The organism is Streptomyces sp. DS1-CR2 (genome assembly GCF_055760475.1).
Map to the genome: position 1 here is coordinate 3,847,676 of NZ_CM147085.1, position 13,207 is coordinate 3,860,882.

13 protein-coding genes are annotated in these 13,207 nt (G+C 70.7%); 6 read left to right on the forward strand and 7 right to left on the reverse strand.

Annotated elements, in window-relative coordinates:
- Window positions 1–11: 11 nt before the first annotated feature.
- From ACY0PA_RS18605 to ACY0PA_RS18620, 4 genes are read right to left on the reverse strand one after another with little or no spacing between them, the layout of a single operon-like run.
- Window positions 12–947 (reverse strand): ABC transporter substrate-binding protein, encoded by a 936-nt coding sequence (locus tag ACY0PA_RS18605; protein ID WP_473085672.1) that lies wholly within the window; start codon window positions 945–947, stop codon window positions 12–14.
- A gap of 11 nt (window positions 948–958) precedes the next feature.
- Window positions 959–1,630 carry an ABC transporter permease gene (locus ACY0PA_RS18610; RefSeq protein ID WP_100597925.1) on the reverse strand — a complete coding sequence of 224 codons (672 nt, stop codon included), beginning with the start codon at window positions 1,628–1,630 and terminating at the stop codon, window positions 959–961.
- Between the two features lies 1 nt (window position 1,631).
- A complete protein-coding gene (locus ACY0PA_RS18615) occupies window positions 1,632–2,279 on the reverse strand; it encodes an ABC transporter permease (protein WP_473085673.1) in 648 nt (215 codons plus the stop codon).
- Window positions 2,276–3,421, reverse strand: a complete 1,146-nt coding sequence (locus tag ACY0PA_RS18620; protein WP_473085674.1) for an ABC transporter ATP-binding protein — start codon at window positions 3,419–3,421, stop codon at window positions 2,276–2,278. The genes ACY0PA_RS18615 and ACY0PA_RS18620 overlap by 4 nt, the downstream gene beginning before the upstream one ends.
- 154 nt (window positions 3,422–3,575) lie before the next feature.
- On the opposite strand from ACY0PA_RS18620, the gene ACY0PA_RS18625 reads away from it, so the two are divergent.
- Both ACY0PA_RS18625 and ACY0PA_RS18630 read left to right on the forward strand, forming a co-directional pair.
- Window positions 3,576–5,156: an aromatic amino acid ammonia-lyase gene (locus tag ACY0PA_RS18625; protein ID WP_473085675.1), complete on the forward strand. Its 1,581-nt coding sequence runs from the start codon at window positions 3,576–3,578 to the stop codon at window positions 5,154–5,156.
- Window positions 5,153–5,986: a MurR/RpiR family transcriptional regulator gene (locus ACY0PA_RS18630; protein ID WP_473085676.1), complete on the forward strand. Its 834-nt coding sequence runs from the start codon at window positions 5,153–5,155 to the stop codon at window positions 5,984–5,986. Before ACY0PA_RS18625 ends, ACY0PA_RS18630 begins: the two co-directional genes overlap by 4 nt.
- 301 nt (window positions 5,987–6,287) lie before the next feature.
- On the opposite strand, the gene ACY0PA_RS18635 is transcribed toward ACY0PA_RS18630, so the two are convergent.
- Entirely contained in the window at window positions 6,288–7,679 is a 1,392-nt protein-coding gene (locus ACY0PA_RS18635) for a cystathionine beta-synthase (protein WP_473085677.1), read from the reverse strand.
- 171 nt (window positions 7,680–7,850) lie between these two features.
- On the opposite strand from ACY0PA_RS18635, the gene ACY0PA_RS18640 reads away from it, so the two are divergent.
- The 3 genes from ACY0PA_RS18640 (at window position 7,851) to ACY0PA_RS18650 (ending at window position 11,454) form a co-directional block, all read left to right on the forward strand.
- A complete protein-coding gene (locus ACY0PA_RS18640) occupies window positions 7,851–8,882 on the forward strand; it encodes an SGNH/GDSL hydrolase family protein (protein ID WP_473085678.1) in 1,032 nt (343 codons plus the stop codon).
- Between the two features lie 189 nt (window positions 8,883–9,071).
- Window positions 9,072–10,292, forward strand: a complete 1,221-nt coding sequence (locus ACY0PA_RS18645; protein ID WP_473085679.1) for an acetyl-CoA C-acetyltransferase — start codon at window positions 9,072–9,074, stop codon at window positions 10,290–10,292.
- A 343-nt stretch (window positions 10,293–10,635) separates the two neighbouring features.
- Window positions 10,636–11,454: a hypothetical protein gene (locus ACY0PA_RS18650; RefSeq protein ID WP_473085680.1), complete on the forward strand. Its 819-nt coding sequence runs from the start codon at window positions 10,636–10,638 to the stop codon at window positions 11,452–11,454.
- 52 nt (window positions 11,455–11,506) lie between these two features.
- Here the strand turns inward: ACY0PA_RS18650 and ACY0PA_RS18655 are convergent, their stop codons facing one another.
- Window positions 11,507–11,818, reverse strand: coding sequence for a hypothetical protein (locus ACY0PA_RS18655; RefSeq protein WP_473085681.1), 312 nt, complete (start codon window positions 11,816–11,818; stop codon window positions 11,507–11,509).
- A 102-nt stretch (window positions 11,819–11,920) separates the two neighbouring features.
- Between ACY0PA_RS18655 and ACY0PA_RS18660 the strand changes: the two genes are divergently transcribed.
- A complete protein-coding gene (locus ACY0PA_RS18660) occupies window positions 11,921–12,151 on the forward strand; it encodes a DUF4287 domain-containing protein (protein ID WP_473085682.1) in 231 nt (76 codons plus the stop codon).
- Window positions 12,152–12,283: 132 nt separating this feature from the next.
- On the opposite strand, the gene ACY0PA_RS18665 is transcribed toward ACY0PA_RS18660, so the two are convergent.
- Window positions 12,284–13,171 carry a Bax inhibitor-1/YccA family protein gene (locus ACY0PA_RS18665; protein ID WP_473085683.1) on the reverse strand — a complete coding sequence of 296 codons (888 nt, stop codon included), beginning with the start codon at window positions 13,169–13,171 and terminating at the stop codon, window positions 12,284–12,286.
- Between the last annotated feature and the right edge of the window lie 36 nt (window positions 13,172–13,207).

Here is a 13,207-nt window from a genome sequence, read left to right on the forward strand (position 1 = left end):
CCGGCTCTCCTTCAGCTCTTGCTGATCCCGTGCTGACGCGCGTACGCGTTGGCGACGTCCTCGGGATCCTTCTTGTCCTTGTCCACCTGCCGGTTGAGCTCGGTGAGCTGCTCCGTCGTCAGTACGTTGCCCAGGCGCGCGAGCGCCTTGCGGACCGTCGAGTCGGCCTTGCGGTCGGCGACGAGCGGGACGACGTGCTGGCCGGGGACGAGGTTCTTGGGGTCGGTGAGGACGACCCAGTGGTTGTCGACGATGTCCGTGTCGGTGGTGAAGAGGTTCGCCACGTCGACGTCGCCCTTCTTCAGGGCGCCCTTGACCAGCGGCCCCGACGAGTCGAGGGACTTGAACTCCTTGAACTCGACGCCGTACACGTCCTTCAGGCCGACCGCGCCCACCTGGCGCTTCTTCACCTCGGGGGCGGCGCCGATGACGAGCTTGCCGTTGTGGTTCGCCAGGTCGGCGAGCGAGGTCAGCTTGTACTTCCTGGCCGTCTCGCGGGTGACGACGAACGCGTCGGAGTCCTCCGCCAGGCCGTAGGGCAGGATCTGCAGGCCCTTGGGCAGGACGACGGCGAGGGCGTTCTGCATCTCGCCCTCCTCGGTGGCCGTCGACTTCGGGTCGAGGTAGTGCAGGAGGGCGCCCTGGTACTCGGGGAGCAGGTCGATGTCGCCGCCCTTGAGGGCGGGGATGAGGATCTCGCGGGTACCGAGGTTGGGGCGGACCTTCGTCTTCACGCCGGCCGCTTCGAGCGCGGCCGCGTACAGGTAGCCGAGCACCTGGTTCTCGGTGAAGTTGGCGGTGCCGATGGTGACGCCGTTCTTGCTGGAGCCGCCGCCCCCGCCGCCCGAGCCCTGGCCGTCGAGAGAGGTGATGCCGCCGCCGCACGCGGCGAGCGCGGGGACGGAGGCTGCGGCGAACAGGCCGCCGATGACAGTCCTGCGGTTCATCTTGCGTGCTCCTAGGCCGACTTGGCGGGACGGTGGCGGAAGAGGGCGCGCTGCAGTGCCGAGAGCGCGAGGTCGAGTACGACGGCGACGACCGCCACGAGGACGGCACCGCCGAGCACCTGCACGAGGTCGCGCTGGGCGAGCCCGTCGAAGACGTAGCGGCCGAGGCCGCCGAAGGAGACGTACGCGGCGATGGTCGCCGTCGCGACGACCTGGATCAGGGCGAGCCGCAGGCCGGTCATGATCAGCGGCATCGCGAGCGGCAGCTCCACCTGGAACAGGACCTGGTGACCGCGCATGCCCTGGCCGCGCGCCGCGTCCCTGACCTCCGGGTCCACGGCGGACATGCCCGCGTACGTGTTGGTGACGATCGACGGGACCGCGAGGGCCACGAGCGCGATGTAGACCGGCCACATGGACAGGCCGCTCGCCAGGAAGACGAGGACGACCAGGCCGACGGTCGGCAGCGCGCGGCCGAAGCTGGACAGGTTGATCGCGAGGAACGCGCCGCGCCCGGTGTGGCCGATGAGCAGGCCGAGCGGCAGCGCGATGACGGCCGCGATGAGCGTGGCGAGCAGCGAGTACTGGAGGTGCTCGGCGAGGCGGTGCCCGATGCCGTCGGGGCCCGCCCACTGGTCGCCGTCGACCAGCCACGCGCCGAGGTTCTTGAAGAGCTCGTACATCTCAGGCACTCCTCCGGCGGCGGGTCCAGGGGGTCAGCACGTACTGCACGGCGACGAGGACCGCGTCCGCGGCGAGCGCGAGGAGCAGGGTCAGCACGACGCCGGCGATGACCGGGGTCGGGAAGTTGCGCTGGAACCCGTCGGTGAACAGCTGGCCGAGCCCGCCGTCGCCGATGTACGTCGCCACGGAGACCAGGGAGATCGCCATGACGGTCGCGATCCGCACCCCGGCCATGATCACCGGCAGGGCGAGCGGCAGTTCGACGGTGAGCAGGGTGCGCAGCGGGCGCGTCCCCATGGCCTTCGCGGCCTCCTTGGTCTTCGCCGGCACCGAGTCGAGGCCCTCGACGGTGTTCCGCAGGAGCACCACGAGCGTGTAGATCGTCAGGCCGATGACCGTGGTGGTGCGGGTGAGGCCGGAGACCGGGAGCAGCAGGACGAACACCGCGATCGACGGGATCGTGAACAGGACGTTCGAGAACCCGAGCAGGAAGCCGCGCAGCGGCTTGACGCGATGGGCGACGACGGCCAGCGGCAGCGAGACGACCAGGCCGAGCAGGACGGCAAAGAGCGCTGCCTGGAGGTGCGAGAGCGTCAGCTGGGTGAGGTCGGAGGTGTGCTCCGATATCCAGGACCAGTCGATGGTCATGAGGCCACGTCCGAGTCCTTCTGGACGTCCGTGGCGTCCTTGTGGACGGCGGCGACGGCGGCGTCGCTGGTGTCGCCTGCGTCGTCGGCGCCCTTCGGCGCGTCGATGCGGGTGCCGGCGGCTATGTGGGCGAGGCCCGCGCGGTCATGGATCTCGTCGCGGGACGTGACGCCGGTCAGGACGCCGTCCGCGTCGACCCGGGCCACGAGGCCGCCGGGCGCCGCGATCGACTCGTTCAGCGCCGACAGGAGCGAGTCCGTGTCCCGCAGCGGGCGCACCGGCACCTCGGCGGAGGTGCCCTCGTCGCGCCACAGCAGCGGCTTGCGGGCCGCGTCGAGGACCAGTTCCCAGCCGGTGCCCTTGGGGGCCGGCCCCTGGCCGACGTCCGCGAGCGTGGTCAGGGAGAGCAGCTTCAGGCCGCGCTCGGCGCCCAGGAAGTCGGCGACGAAGTCGTCCGCGGGGCGGGCGAGCAGCTCGGCGGGCGGCGCGCACTGGACGAGGTGACCGCCCGTGCGGAAGACGGCTATCCGGTCACCGAGCCGTACGGCCTCGTCGATGTCGTGCGTGACGAAGACGATGGTCTTGTTCAGCTCCTGCTGGAGGCGCAGGAGCTCGTCCTGGAGCTGAGTGCGTACGACCGGGTCGACCGCACCGAACGGCTCGTCCATGAGCAGCACCGGCGGGTCGGCGGCAAGCGCGCGGGCCACGCCGACGCGCTGCTGCTGGCCGCCGGAGAGCTGGTGCGGGTAGCGCTTGCCGGCCTCGGCGGTGAGGCCGACGGTCTCCAGGAGCTCGGCCGCCCGCGCCCGCGCCTTGCGCCGGCCCCAGCCGAGCAGGAGCGGCACCGTTGCGATGTTGTCGAGGACGGTGCGGTGCGGGAAGAGGCCGGACTGCTGGATGACGTACCCGATGGAGCGGCGCAGCTCGGCCGCGTCCTGCTCAAGGACGTCACGGCCGCCGACGCGGATGGTGCCGGAGGTCGGGTCGACCATCCGGTTGATCATCCGCAGACTGGTCGTCTTGCCGCAACCGGAAGACCCGACGAAGACAGTCACGCCCCCTTCCGGCATGTCGAGCGTCAGGTCGTGCACTGCCGTCGTGCCGTTCGGGAAGCGTTTGTGGACCGTATCGAACTGGATCATGTGGAGTCCCCTTGCCCGGGCTGCATATCGTCATGCAGAGTTCTCTGTATCTGAATAAGTTGTCAATGCCCCGGCACACATCGCCAGGTAAATCGCTGGTTAATCCGGTCGGGGAACGAGACAAGACGTCCGTTTGAGGAGGGTTTGGCGCACCATGTCGTCTCACATCGCGGACACCACGGGTAAGCCCCGCATGACGGCCACCCCGGGCCCCACACCCGTCGTCGTGCTCGACGGACACGGTCTCCCCGTGCCCGACGTCGTACGCCTGGCCGACTCCGCCGCCAGGCCCGTGCCCGGCACCGACGCCATGAAGCGCGTCGAGGAGTCCTGGAACGCCGCCCGCGAGATCGCCGCCTGGGGCCGCGTCTACGGCCGCTCCACCGGCGTCGGCGCCAACCGGAACGAGGACGTACCCACCGAGGCCGCCGCCGACCACGGCCTGCGCCTGCTCCGCAGCCACGCCGGCGCCATCGGCGACGAGCTGCCCGCACGGCAGGTCCGCGCCATGCTAGCCGTCCGCGCCAACCAGCTCCTCGCCGGCGGCGCGGGACTGCGCCCCACCGTCGTCACCGCGCTCTGCGAAGCCCTGGAGACCGGCGCCTACCCCGTCGTCAACGAGTTCGGCTCCGTCGGCACCGGCGACATCGCCGCCCTCGCCCAGATGGGCCTCGCCCTCGCCGGCGAACACCCCTGGCGCGGCGACGGCGCCCCCGACGCCCAGCCCCTCGACAACAACGACGCCCTCGCCCTCATCAGCAGCAACGCCCTCACCCTCGGCCAGTCAGCCCTCGCACTCCACGAACTGCGCGACCTGATCTCCGCCACCCAGCTCGTCGCCGCACTCTCCCTGCTGGCCGTCGACGGCTCCTACGAGGCATACGCCCTGCCCGTCCACGAGGCCCGCCACCACCGCGGCTCGTACGCCGTCGCCGCCCGCATGCGCGCGATCCTCGGCGCCCCCGAACGCCCGACCCCGCCGCTGGGCCGCATCCAGGACCCGTACGGCTTCCGCTGCGTCCCCCAGATCCACGGCCCCGCCCAGGACGCCGCCGACGCCCTCGAAGACGTACTCACCGTCGAGATCAACGCCGCCGCCGAGAACCCCCTCATCTCCCCCCAGGACATGGCCGCCTACCACCACGGCGGCTTCTACATGGCCCAACTCGCCCTGGCACTCGACCACTTCAGGCTCGCCATCGCCCAGGTCGCCCGGCTCTCCACCTCACGCCTGTCCACCCTCAACGAACCGGCCTACACCCGCCTGCGCCCCTTCCTCGCCGACGGCGAAGCCGCCTCCTCGGGCGTGATGATCCTCGAATACGCGGCCGGAGCGGCCCTCGGCGACCTGCGCGCCTTCGCCGCCCCCGCGTCCCTCGGCCACGCGGTCCTCTCCCGAGGCGTCGAGGAACAGGCCAGTTTCGCGTCCCTCGCCGCCCGCCAGACCCTGCGCGTCTGCGACGCCTACCGCCTCGTCGTCGGCTGCGAACTCGTCGCCGCCGTACGGGCGTTGCGCCAGCGCGACATGCGCCCCGACCCCGAACTCCCGGTCGGCCGCGCCTTCGCCCTCGCGGATACGGTCCTCGACCAGGACGCCACCGACCGCCCCCTGACGGAAGATGTCACCCGGGCCGCGGCGGGACTCCTGGACAGCTTCACCCGCATCGCCGACGGAACAGACGGACCGGCCGCCACCGCGACAGCCGGATCAGACCGCCCTGGGGGGACACAATGAACGACAGCCCTGCCGCACGACTCCAACAGCTCTTCGAGGTCCACCGCCTGACACCCACTCAGCGCCGCATCGCGCACTGCATGGTGCGCCGCGCCGCCGACGTCCCGTTCCTCTCCTCCGTGGAACTCGCCGAACTCGCGGGAGTCAGCCAGCCCTCCGTCACCCGCTTCGCCGTGGCACTCGGCTTCGACGGCTACCCCGCCCTGCGCAAACACCTGCGCGAGGTCGCCCCCGCCGAACCCGCCACCCCCGCCTCGGCCAACGAGTACCAGCAGGCCGTCGAGGCCGAGATCGAGAACCTGCGCCACCTCGCCGAGCTCCTCGCCGACCCCGCCCCGATCGAACGCGCGGGACGCCTCCTCGCCGCCTCCCGCCCGCTCCTCGTCCTCGGCCTGCGCGCCGCCGCGTCCCAGGCCTACGGGTTCTCGTACTTCGCGGCGAAGGTCCACCCCGACGTACGGCTCCTCGACGAGGGCGGCACGATGCTCGCGGACCGCGTCGACGCGGCCGTGCGCGCCGGAGCCACCGCGCTCCTCTGCTTCGCGCTGCCCCGCCACCCCAAGGAAGTCCTCGACGCGCTCGCCTACGCCAAGTCGGCCGGCCTCACCGTGATCACCGTCGCCGACTCGGCCTTCGCCCCCGTCGCCAGGCACTCGGACCTGCTCCTGCCCGCCGCGGTCGGCGAGGGCCTCGCCTTCGACACGGCGTGCTCACCGATGCTGCTCGGCCGCGTACTCCTGGAAGCGATGTGCGACAACCTGCCCGAAGCGCAGGCCCGCCTGGAGGAATTCGACGTGCGCGCCGCGGAACGGGGCCTGTTCGCCGAATAGAAGAATGCTCACAAACTGATGCGCGGGGACCGCCGCACCCCCGTGAACGGGGGGCGGGACGACGGCGGTCCCCGCGAAGGACACGGCACCGGGTCAGGACCGGGTCACCGCGTCCGCAGGCGTCCATGGAGGTCCGGGAGCCGCTCCGGAGGTCCTTGACGCCGCTACGGTGCCGGCCTGAGCGGGGAGCCGCTCCCACCCCTGCCGACACCCACCAATGTGCCGGACCCGTGTTAAGCGGGTGCTGCGCGCACGTGACGCGCTCGTACCGATTGCACGAACCCGTTCCCGTTACTCGCCGCTACTTCCCGCCGCTCTTCGCGAGGAAGGACAACAGGTCCTGACGGCTGACCACACCCTTGGGCTTGCCCTCCACCAGGACGATCGCGGCGTCCGCGGAGCCGAGCACGGACATCAGGTCCTCCACCGGCTCGCCCGAACCGACCTGCGGCAGCGGGGTCGACATGTGCTTCTCCAGCGGGTCGCCGAGCGAGGCGCGCTGCGTGAACAGAGCGTCGAGCAGCTCCCGTTCGACGACGGACCCGATGACCTCGGCCGCCATCACGTCCGGGTGGCCGGCGCCCGGCTTCACGATGGGCATCTGCGAGACGCCGTACTCGCGCAGCACCTCGATGGCCTCGCCGACGGTCTCCTCCGGGTGCATGTGGACGAGTGACGGCAGCGCGCCGCCCTCCTTGTCCTGGAGCACGTCGCCCACGCGCGCGCTCGTGCCCGCGTCGGCGAGGAAGCCGTAGTCGGCCATCCAGTCATCATTGAAAATCTTGCTGAGGTAGCCGCGGCCGCTGTCCGGGAGGAGGACTACCACCACGTCCTCCGGGCCGAGGCGTTCCGCCACGCGCAGGGCCGCCACCACCGCCATGCCGCAGGAGCCGCCCACGAGGAGGCCCTCCTCCTTGGCGAGGCGGCGGGTCATCTGGAAGGAGTCCTTGTCGGAGACCGCGACGATCTCGTCCGCGACCGTGCGGTCGTACGCCGTCGGCCAGAAGTCCTCGCCCACGCCCTCCACGAGGTACGGGCGGCCGGAGCCGCCGGAGTACACCGAGCCCTCCGGGTCCGCGCCGATGACCTGTACGCGGCCCTCGCTCGCGTCCTTCAGATAGCGGCCGGTGCCGGAGATCGTGCCGCCCGTGCCGACGCCCGCCACGAAGTGCGTGATCCTGCCCTCCGTCTGCTCCCACAGCTCGGGGCCGGTGGAGTGATAGTGCGAGAGGGGGTTGTTGGGGTTGCTGTACTGGTCCGGCTTCCAGGCGCCGGGCGTCTCACGCACGAGCCGGTCGGAGACGTTGTAGTACGAGTCCGGGTGATCCGGGTCCACGGCCGTCGGGCAGACGACGACCTCCGCGCCGTACGCCCGCAGCACGTTGATCTTGTCCGTGGAGACCTTGTCGGGGCACACGAAGATGCACTTGTACCCCTTCTGCTGGGCCACGATGGCCAGGCCGACGCCCGTGTTGCCGCTGGTCGGCTCCACGATCGTGCCGCCGGGCTTGAGCGCGCCGCTCTCCTCCGCCGCCTCGATCATTCGCACGGCGATGCGGTCCTTCACCGAACCGCCGGGGTTGAAGTACTCGACCTTGGCCAGGACGGTTGCCTGAATGCCTTCGGTCACGCTGTTGAGCCTCACGAGCGGGGTGTTGCCGATGAGGCTGATCATCGAGTCGTGGAATTGCACCGTTGTCTCCGGGCTGCGATGGATCTGTGAGGGATCCGCGATGTGATGTGCGGTCAGCGTAAGCCGAGTGCCACCCCTTCATCGCCTGTTGCGATTGGCCGACCGTGCGTACGGGGCAATGACTGGATGTACGGCTGACAAAGACTACGCAGAGGCAGGTGGCTGCGACGTATGTCGAGGGCGAGGGTGGCACGGCGGATCGCCGCGGGCGCGGCGTACGGCGGCGGCGGTATCGGTCTGGTCGGCGCGGCCGCGGTCGGTCTGGTGATCGCGGAGGTCCAACTGGCGAAGCGGCAGGTGGGCAACCACAACAGGGGAGGCGTGCAGGTCCCGTCCGCGAACGGTCTTTACGGGAGGGGGTTCGCCGAGCGTCCGGACGCGGAGGTGGCGGAGACGGAGCCGTTGCGGTTCGCGATGCTGGGTGACTCGACGGCGGCTGGGCAGGGCGTGCACCGGGCCCGGCAGACCCCGGGCGCGCTGCTCGCCTCGGGGCTCGCGGCGGTGGCGGAGCGGCCGGTGGAGCTGCGCAACGTGGCGCTGCCGGGCGCCAGGTCCGACGATCTGGACCGTCAGGTCGCGGTGATCCTCTCGGATCCGGACTGGGTGCCCGACGTGTGCGTCGTGATGATCGGCGCGAACGACGTGACGCACCGGATGCCGGCCACCCGCTCGGTGCGCCATCTGTCGGCGGCGGTGCGCAGGCTGCGTACGGCGGGTGCGGAGGTGGTCGTGGGGACGTGCCCGGATCTGGGCACGATCGAGCCGGTGAACCAGCCGCTGCGGTATCTGGCCCGGCGGGCCTCGCGGCAGCTGGCGGCGGCGCAGACGATCGGCACGGTGGAGCAGGGCGGGCGCACGGTGTCGCTGGGCGACCTGCTCGGCCCGGAGTTCCAGGCGAACCCGCGGGAGCTGTTCGGTCCCGACAACTTCCACCCGTCGGCGGAGGGGTACGCGACGGCGGCGATGGCGGTACTGCCGACGCTGTGCGCGTCGCTGGGGCTGTGGCCGGAGGAAGAGCGTCCGGACGTGTCGCGGCGCGAGGGCTTCCTGCCGGTGGCCAGGGCGGCGGCCCAGGCGGCGGAAGAGGGCGGCACGGAGGTGACGGCTGCGATGCCGACGGGTCCGAGGGGGCCGTGGGCTTTGCTGAAGCGGCGCAGGCGCCGGCGTCTGACGACGCAGGACCCGACACCGCTGAACATCTAGTGCCACAGGCCCTCGGGGCATGTGGGCACCCCCGCGCCGGGCTCCCCCTACCCCGGAAGAGCCCTGAGCAAGCGCTTAGAAAAATGCGGTGGGAGTCACACGCGCACACCGGTGACCCAGACAGTACGTACAGGTAACTTCCCAGCTGGTAGGCGAATAGCTCGTACGCGTAGACCTCTTGGAGCCGTGATGCCCGAAGCCGTGATCGTCTCGACCGCCCGCTCTCCCATCGGCCGTGCCTTCAAGGGGTCCCTCAAGGACCTGCGCCCGGACGATCTGACCGCCACGATCATCCAGGCCGCGCTGGCCAAGGTCCCCGAGCTCGACCCGCGGGACATCGACGACCTGATGCTCGGCTGCGGCCTGCCCGGCGGCGAGCAGGGCAACAACCTGGGCCGCATCGTGGCCGTGCAGATGGGCATGGACCACCTGCCGGGATGTACGGTCACCCGCTACTGCTCGTCGTCGCTGCAGACCAGCCGCATGGCGCTGCACGCGATCAAGGCCGGCGAGGGTGACGTCTTCATCTCGGCCGGTGTCGAGATGGTGTCGCGCTTCGTGAAGGGCAACTCGGACTCGCTGCCGGACACGCACAACCCGCTGTTCGCCGAGGCCGAGGCTCGTACGGCCGCCGTCGCCGCGTCGGAGGGCGCCTCCTGGCACGACCCGCGCGAGGACGGCCTCGTCCCCGACGCGTACATCGCGATGGGCCAGACCGCCGAGAACCTGGCGCGGACGAAGGGCGTCACGCGCGCGGACATGGACGCGTTCGGTGTGCGTTCGCAGAACCTGGCCGAGCAGGCCATCAAGAACGGCTTCTGGGAGCGGGAGATCACCCCGGTCACCACCCCCGACGGCACGGTCGTCTCGCAGGACGACGGTCCGCGCGCGGGTGTCACCCTGGAGGGCGTCTCGGGCCTGAAGCCGGTGTTCCGCCCCGACGGCATGGTCACGGCGGCGAACTGCTGCCCGCTCAACGACGGCGCCGCGGCCCTTGTGATCATGTCCGACACGAAGGCCCGCGAGCTCGGCCTGACGCCGCTCGCCCGCATCGTCTCCACCGGCGTCTCGGGCCTGTCCCCCGAGATCATGGGCCTCGGCCCGGTCGAGGCGTCGAAGCAGGCGCTGAAGCGCGCCGGGCTCGGCATCGGCGACATCGACCTGGTCGAGATCAACGAGGCGTTCGCCGCGCAGGTCATCCCCTCCGCGCGTGACCTCGGCATCGACGAGGACAAGCTGAACATCAACGGTGGCGCGATCGCCGTGGGCCACCCCTTCGGCATGACGGGCGCCCGCATCACCGGCACCCTGATCAACAGCCTCCAGTTCCACGACAAGCAGTTCGGCCTGGAGACCATGTGCGTCGGCGGCGGCCAGGGCATGGCGATGGTCATCGAGCGGCTGAGCTGAGCCGTAGCGGAGGGTAGGGGTCGCCTGAGGAACGAAGGCGGCACCTGCCCGCAGCGGTGGCGAAGCTCAGCGCGACCAAAGAAGCGAGCGCCTCAGCTGACCCACCGGTCGGGTTGCGCCTCTGCTGAATCGTGATCCAATCTCCCCCAGGATGTGACGTATCTCCTGGGGGAGACGGTTTTTGCAGGTCAGCAGGGCCCTCCGGGCATACCACCCCTAAACACCCGACCAAAAGAACTGTCCATTTCGTGACGTAATGCACTGACAGCGGGATGGTCCAGGCTTCAAGCTGATGTAGGAAGTCGGGGGTCGACTTGAAACCGGGAGTACGTCAGTGAGCGCCATGCCTCTTGCTCTGCTCATCGCCACGGCCGCCGCCACGGCCGTGGGCGCCGCTGCCCTGCACACCGTCCACGGACTGCGCAGGCAGATCACCGAACTGCGGGACGAGCTCGCCCATGACCGCGCCATCGGCGCCGGTCGTGGCGTGCCCGCCGCGCGCACCACGCCCGACACCGAGGAGATACGCGAGGCTGTCGCCGACGCCCTCGCCGAGGAGCGGGAGCGCGAGCTCGCCGAAGCCCGTGCCTTCTGGGCCGCGCAGGAGGCGCGGGACGCCTCCGACGCACCGTCCATGCTCGGTGGCGCGCTGGGACTCGGTGACGATCTGTTCATGCCGCGCCAGGCCGATTTCGCGGGCCTGGAGCCGGGTCTCGCGGCGGGCCTGGAGCCCGTGGTGGAGCCGGCCGACGCGGGCGCGGACGAGTTCGCGGGGGAATCCGCGGAGCTCGCGGCCGCCCGTCGCCGTCACCCCTCGCACCCCGACTTCGTGCCGGTGCAGTCGCCCGTCTCGGGCGGGAGCAGCGACCACGAGCGGACGGTGGCGTGTCTGGAGGAGCTGGCCGACGCCCGCACCGCGCTCGCCGATGTGCGCCCGGGCCCGCTCGGCACCCTCGACGTGTACGTCTTCGTGGACGGCACGACGCTCTGCATGACGCCCGGCCACCGCGAGACCGCGGAGCAGCTGGCCGCGGCGCTGCGCGAGGGCGAGTCCCCCGTGCTGCTCGGCGGCTCGGGTGTCTCGGGCGCGTACGCGCTCACGTTCGCCTGCGGCCGCGAGAACGTCTACATCCTGGCCGACCGGGTCATAGCGTCCGTCTGAGCGCCCCCGCTCTGCTTCCGACTCCACACATCGAAGAACGCGCCGGGCCGGCTCACACCCCGGCGCGTTTTTGTGCCTCCTCTACGAGCGTGAGCGCCTGGGCCAGCTGGGCCGTGTCCTCCAGGACGACGGCCAGGTCGCGTGCGGCGACGGTGATCTGGTCGGACCCGGCGAACATCCCGGCGTCCGGCATCTCCCGTACGGGGCCCTCGGGGTCCTCCAGGCGCTGCGCCCATGCGGACAGTTCCCTGGCGAGGGCGAGCGCCTCGGCGGCGGCCCCCCGCTGGAGCCGGCTCTGCGGCGCGGCGCGCAGCCGGTCGGCGAATCGGTCCACTGCGTCCGTCAACGGCGTCGTATCGAGCATGCCGCGACCCTATGCGCCTTCCCTCGACTGTTGCCAACAACCGAACGCTCAGGCACGGTGGCCTGAAGGACCGGCTACATCGCAATGCGTCCGGAGGCGCCGATGTCCCAAGTGTTCTCTCAGGAGACCCACCAGAATCTGCTGGCTCGCATCCCCCACTGCACCGGTCGTGAGATCTCCGACTGGCTGCACACCGTCGAGGAAGGCCCCTGCTTCCTCCGCTTCGAAGACAAGGTCAGCTGGCTGCGCGGGGAACACGACCTCGCGTACGGCCACGCCAAGGCGATCATCCACGAGTACGACCTGCGGCGGGCCGCCCGCCGTCTGGGCTGAGTTCCACCCCCGACCCGACCGTCCCCACGACAGCCGAACCCTTGACCGAACCCATGAAAGGGCCCGCACACCGTAGGTGCGCGGGCCCTTCTAGGTACTACTACTGCCGGCCTCGGTACTACTGCCGGCTGATCAGTCGTTGCCCTGCAGGATCGCGATGAGGCGCAGGAACTCGAGGTAGATCCAGACCAGCGTCATCGTGAGGCCGAAGGCCGCGAGCCAGGCCTCCTCGCGCGGGGCGCCGTACGCGATGCCGTCCTCGACCTGCTTGAAGTCGAGAGCGAGGAAGCACGCGCCGAGCAGCACGCCGATGACGCCGAAGAGGATGCCGAGGCCGCCGCTGCGGAAGCCGAGGCCGTCACCGCCGCCGAAGACGGAGAACAGCAGGTTCACCGCCATGAGCAGGATGAAGCCCATGGCCGCGGCCATCACGAAGCCGTAGAACCGGCGGTTGACGCGGATCCAGCCCGCCTTGTACGCGACGAGGACCGCCACGAAGACCGCCATCGTGCCGAGCACGGCCTGCATGGCCGCGCCGCTGGCGATGCGGTTGTCGACGATGCTCGACAGGACGCCGAGGAAGACACCCTCGAGGCCCGCGTACGTGAGGATCAGCGCCGGGGACGCCTTGCGCTTGAACGCCTGGACGAAGCCGAGCACCATCGCGATGAGGCCTGCGCCGATCGCGATGCCGTACGACTTGTTGATGTGCGCGTCGTCGACCGGCAGCAGCGCCCACGCGAGCGCGGCCGTCACGACGAGGACGCCGAGTGTGGTGGCGGTGCGCATGACGACGTCGTCCATCGTCATGCGGCCGGTGGTGGCCGGGGCCTGCGGCGGAGCGCCGTACTGCAGGTCCTGCTGGGCGTAGGGGTTCTGCGCGTACGGGTTGTTGCCGGCGTAGGGGTTCCCCTGGGTGCCGACTGCGGGTCCCCCGGCCTGCGGCTGCGCGTTGAAGCCCGCATAGCCGTTGTCGCGGCTGAACCCCCGTCGCGAGAAGACCGGGTTACTGCTCCTCATCTCACTCCTTCATGGCCACCCTGCGCGGCCTTGCGC

Coding starts and splice junctions, on each gene's coding strand:
- ACY0PA_RS18645 (WP_473085679.1), top strand. CDS start 9,072: ATGCCCGAAGCCGTGATCGTCTCGACCGCCCGCTCTCCCATCGGCCGT.
- ACY0PA_RS18625 (WP_473085675.1), top strand. CDS start 3,576: ATGTCGTCTCACATCGCGGACACCACGGGTAAGCCCCGCATGACGGCC.
- ACY0PA_RS18620 (WP_473085674.1), bottom strand. CDS start 3,421: ATGATCCAGTTCGATACGGTCCACAAACGCTTCCCGAACGGCACGACG.
- ACY0PA_RS18640 (WP_473085678.1), top strand. CDS start 7,851: ATGTCGAGGGCGAGGGTGGCACGGCGGATCGCCGCGGGCGCGGCGTAC.
- ACY0PA_RS18630 (WP_473085676.1), top strand. CDS start 5,153: ATGAACGACAGCCCTGCCGCACGACTCCAACAGCTCTTCGAGGTCCAC.
- ACY0PA_RS18615 (WP_473085673.1), bottom strand. CDS start 2,279: ATGACCATCGACTGGTCCTGGATATCGGAGCACACCTCCGACCTCACC.
- ACY0PA_RS18650 (WP_473085680.1), top strand. CDS start 10,636: ATGCCTCTTGCTCTGCTCATCGCCACGGCCGCCGCCACGGCCGTGGGC.
- ACY0PA_RS18610 (WP_100597925.1), bottom strand. CDS start 1,630: ATGTACGAGCTCTTCAAGAACCTCGGCGCGTGGCTGGTCGACGGCGAC.
- ACY0PA_RS18605 (WP_473085672.1), bottom strand. CDS start 947: ATGAACCGCAGGACTGTCATCGGCGGCCTGTTCGCCGCAGCCTCCGTC.
- ACY0PA_RS18660 (WP_473085682.1), top strand. CDS start 11,921: ATGTCCCAAGTGTTCTCTCAGGAGACCCACCAGAATCTGCTGGCTCGC.
- ACY0PA_RS18665 (WP_473085683.1), bottom strand. CDS start 13,171: ATGAGGAGCAGTAACCCGGTCTTCTCGCGACGGGGGTTCAGCCGCGAC.
- ACY0PA_RS18655 (WP_473085681.1), bottom strand. CDS start 11,818: ATGCTCGATACGACGCCGTTGACGGACGCAGTGGACCGATTCGCCGAC.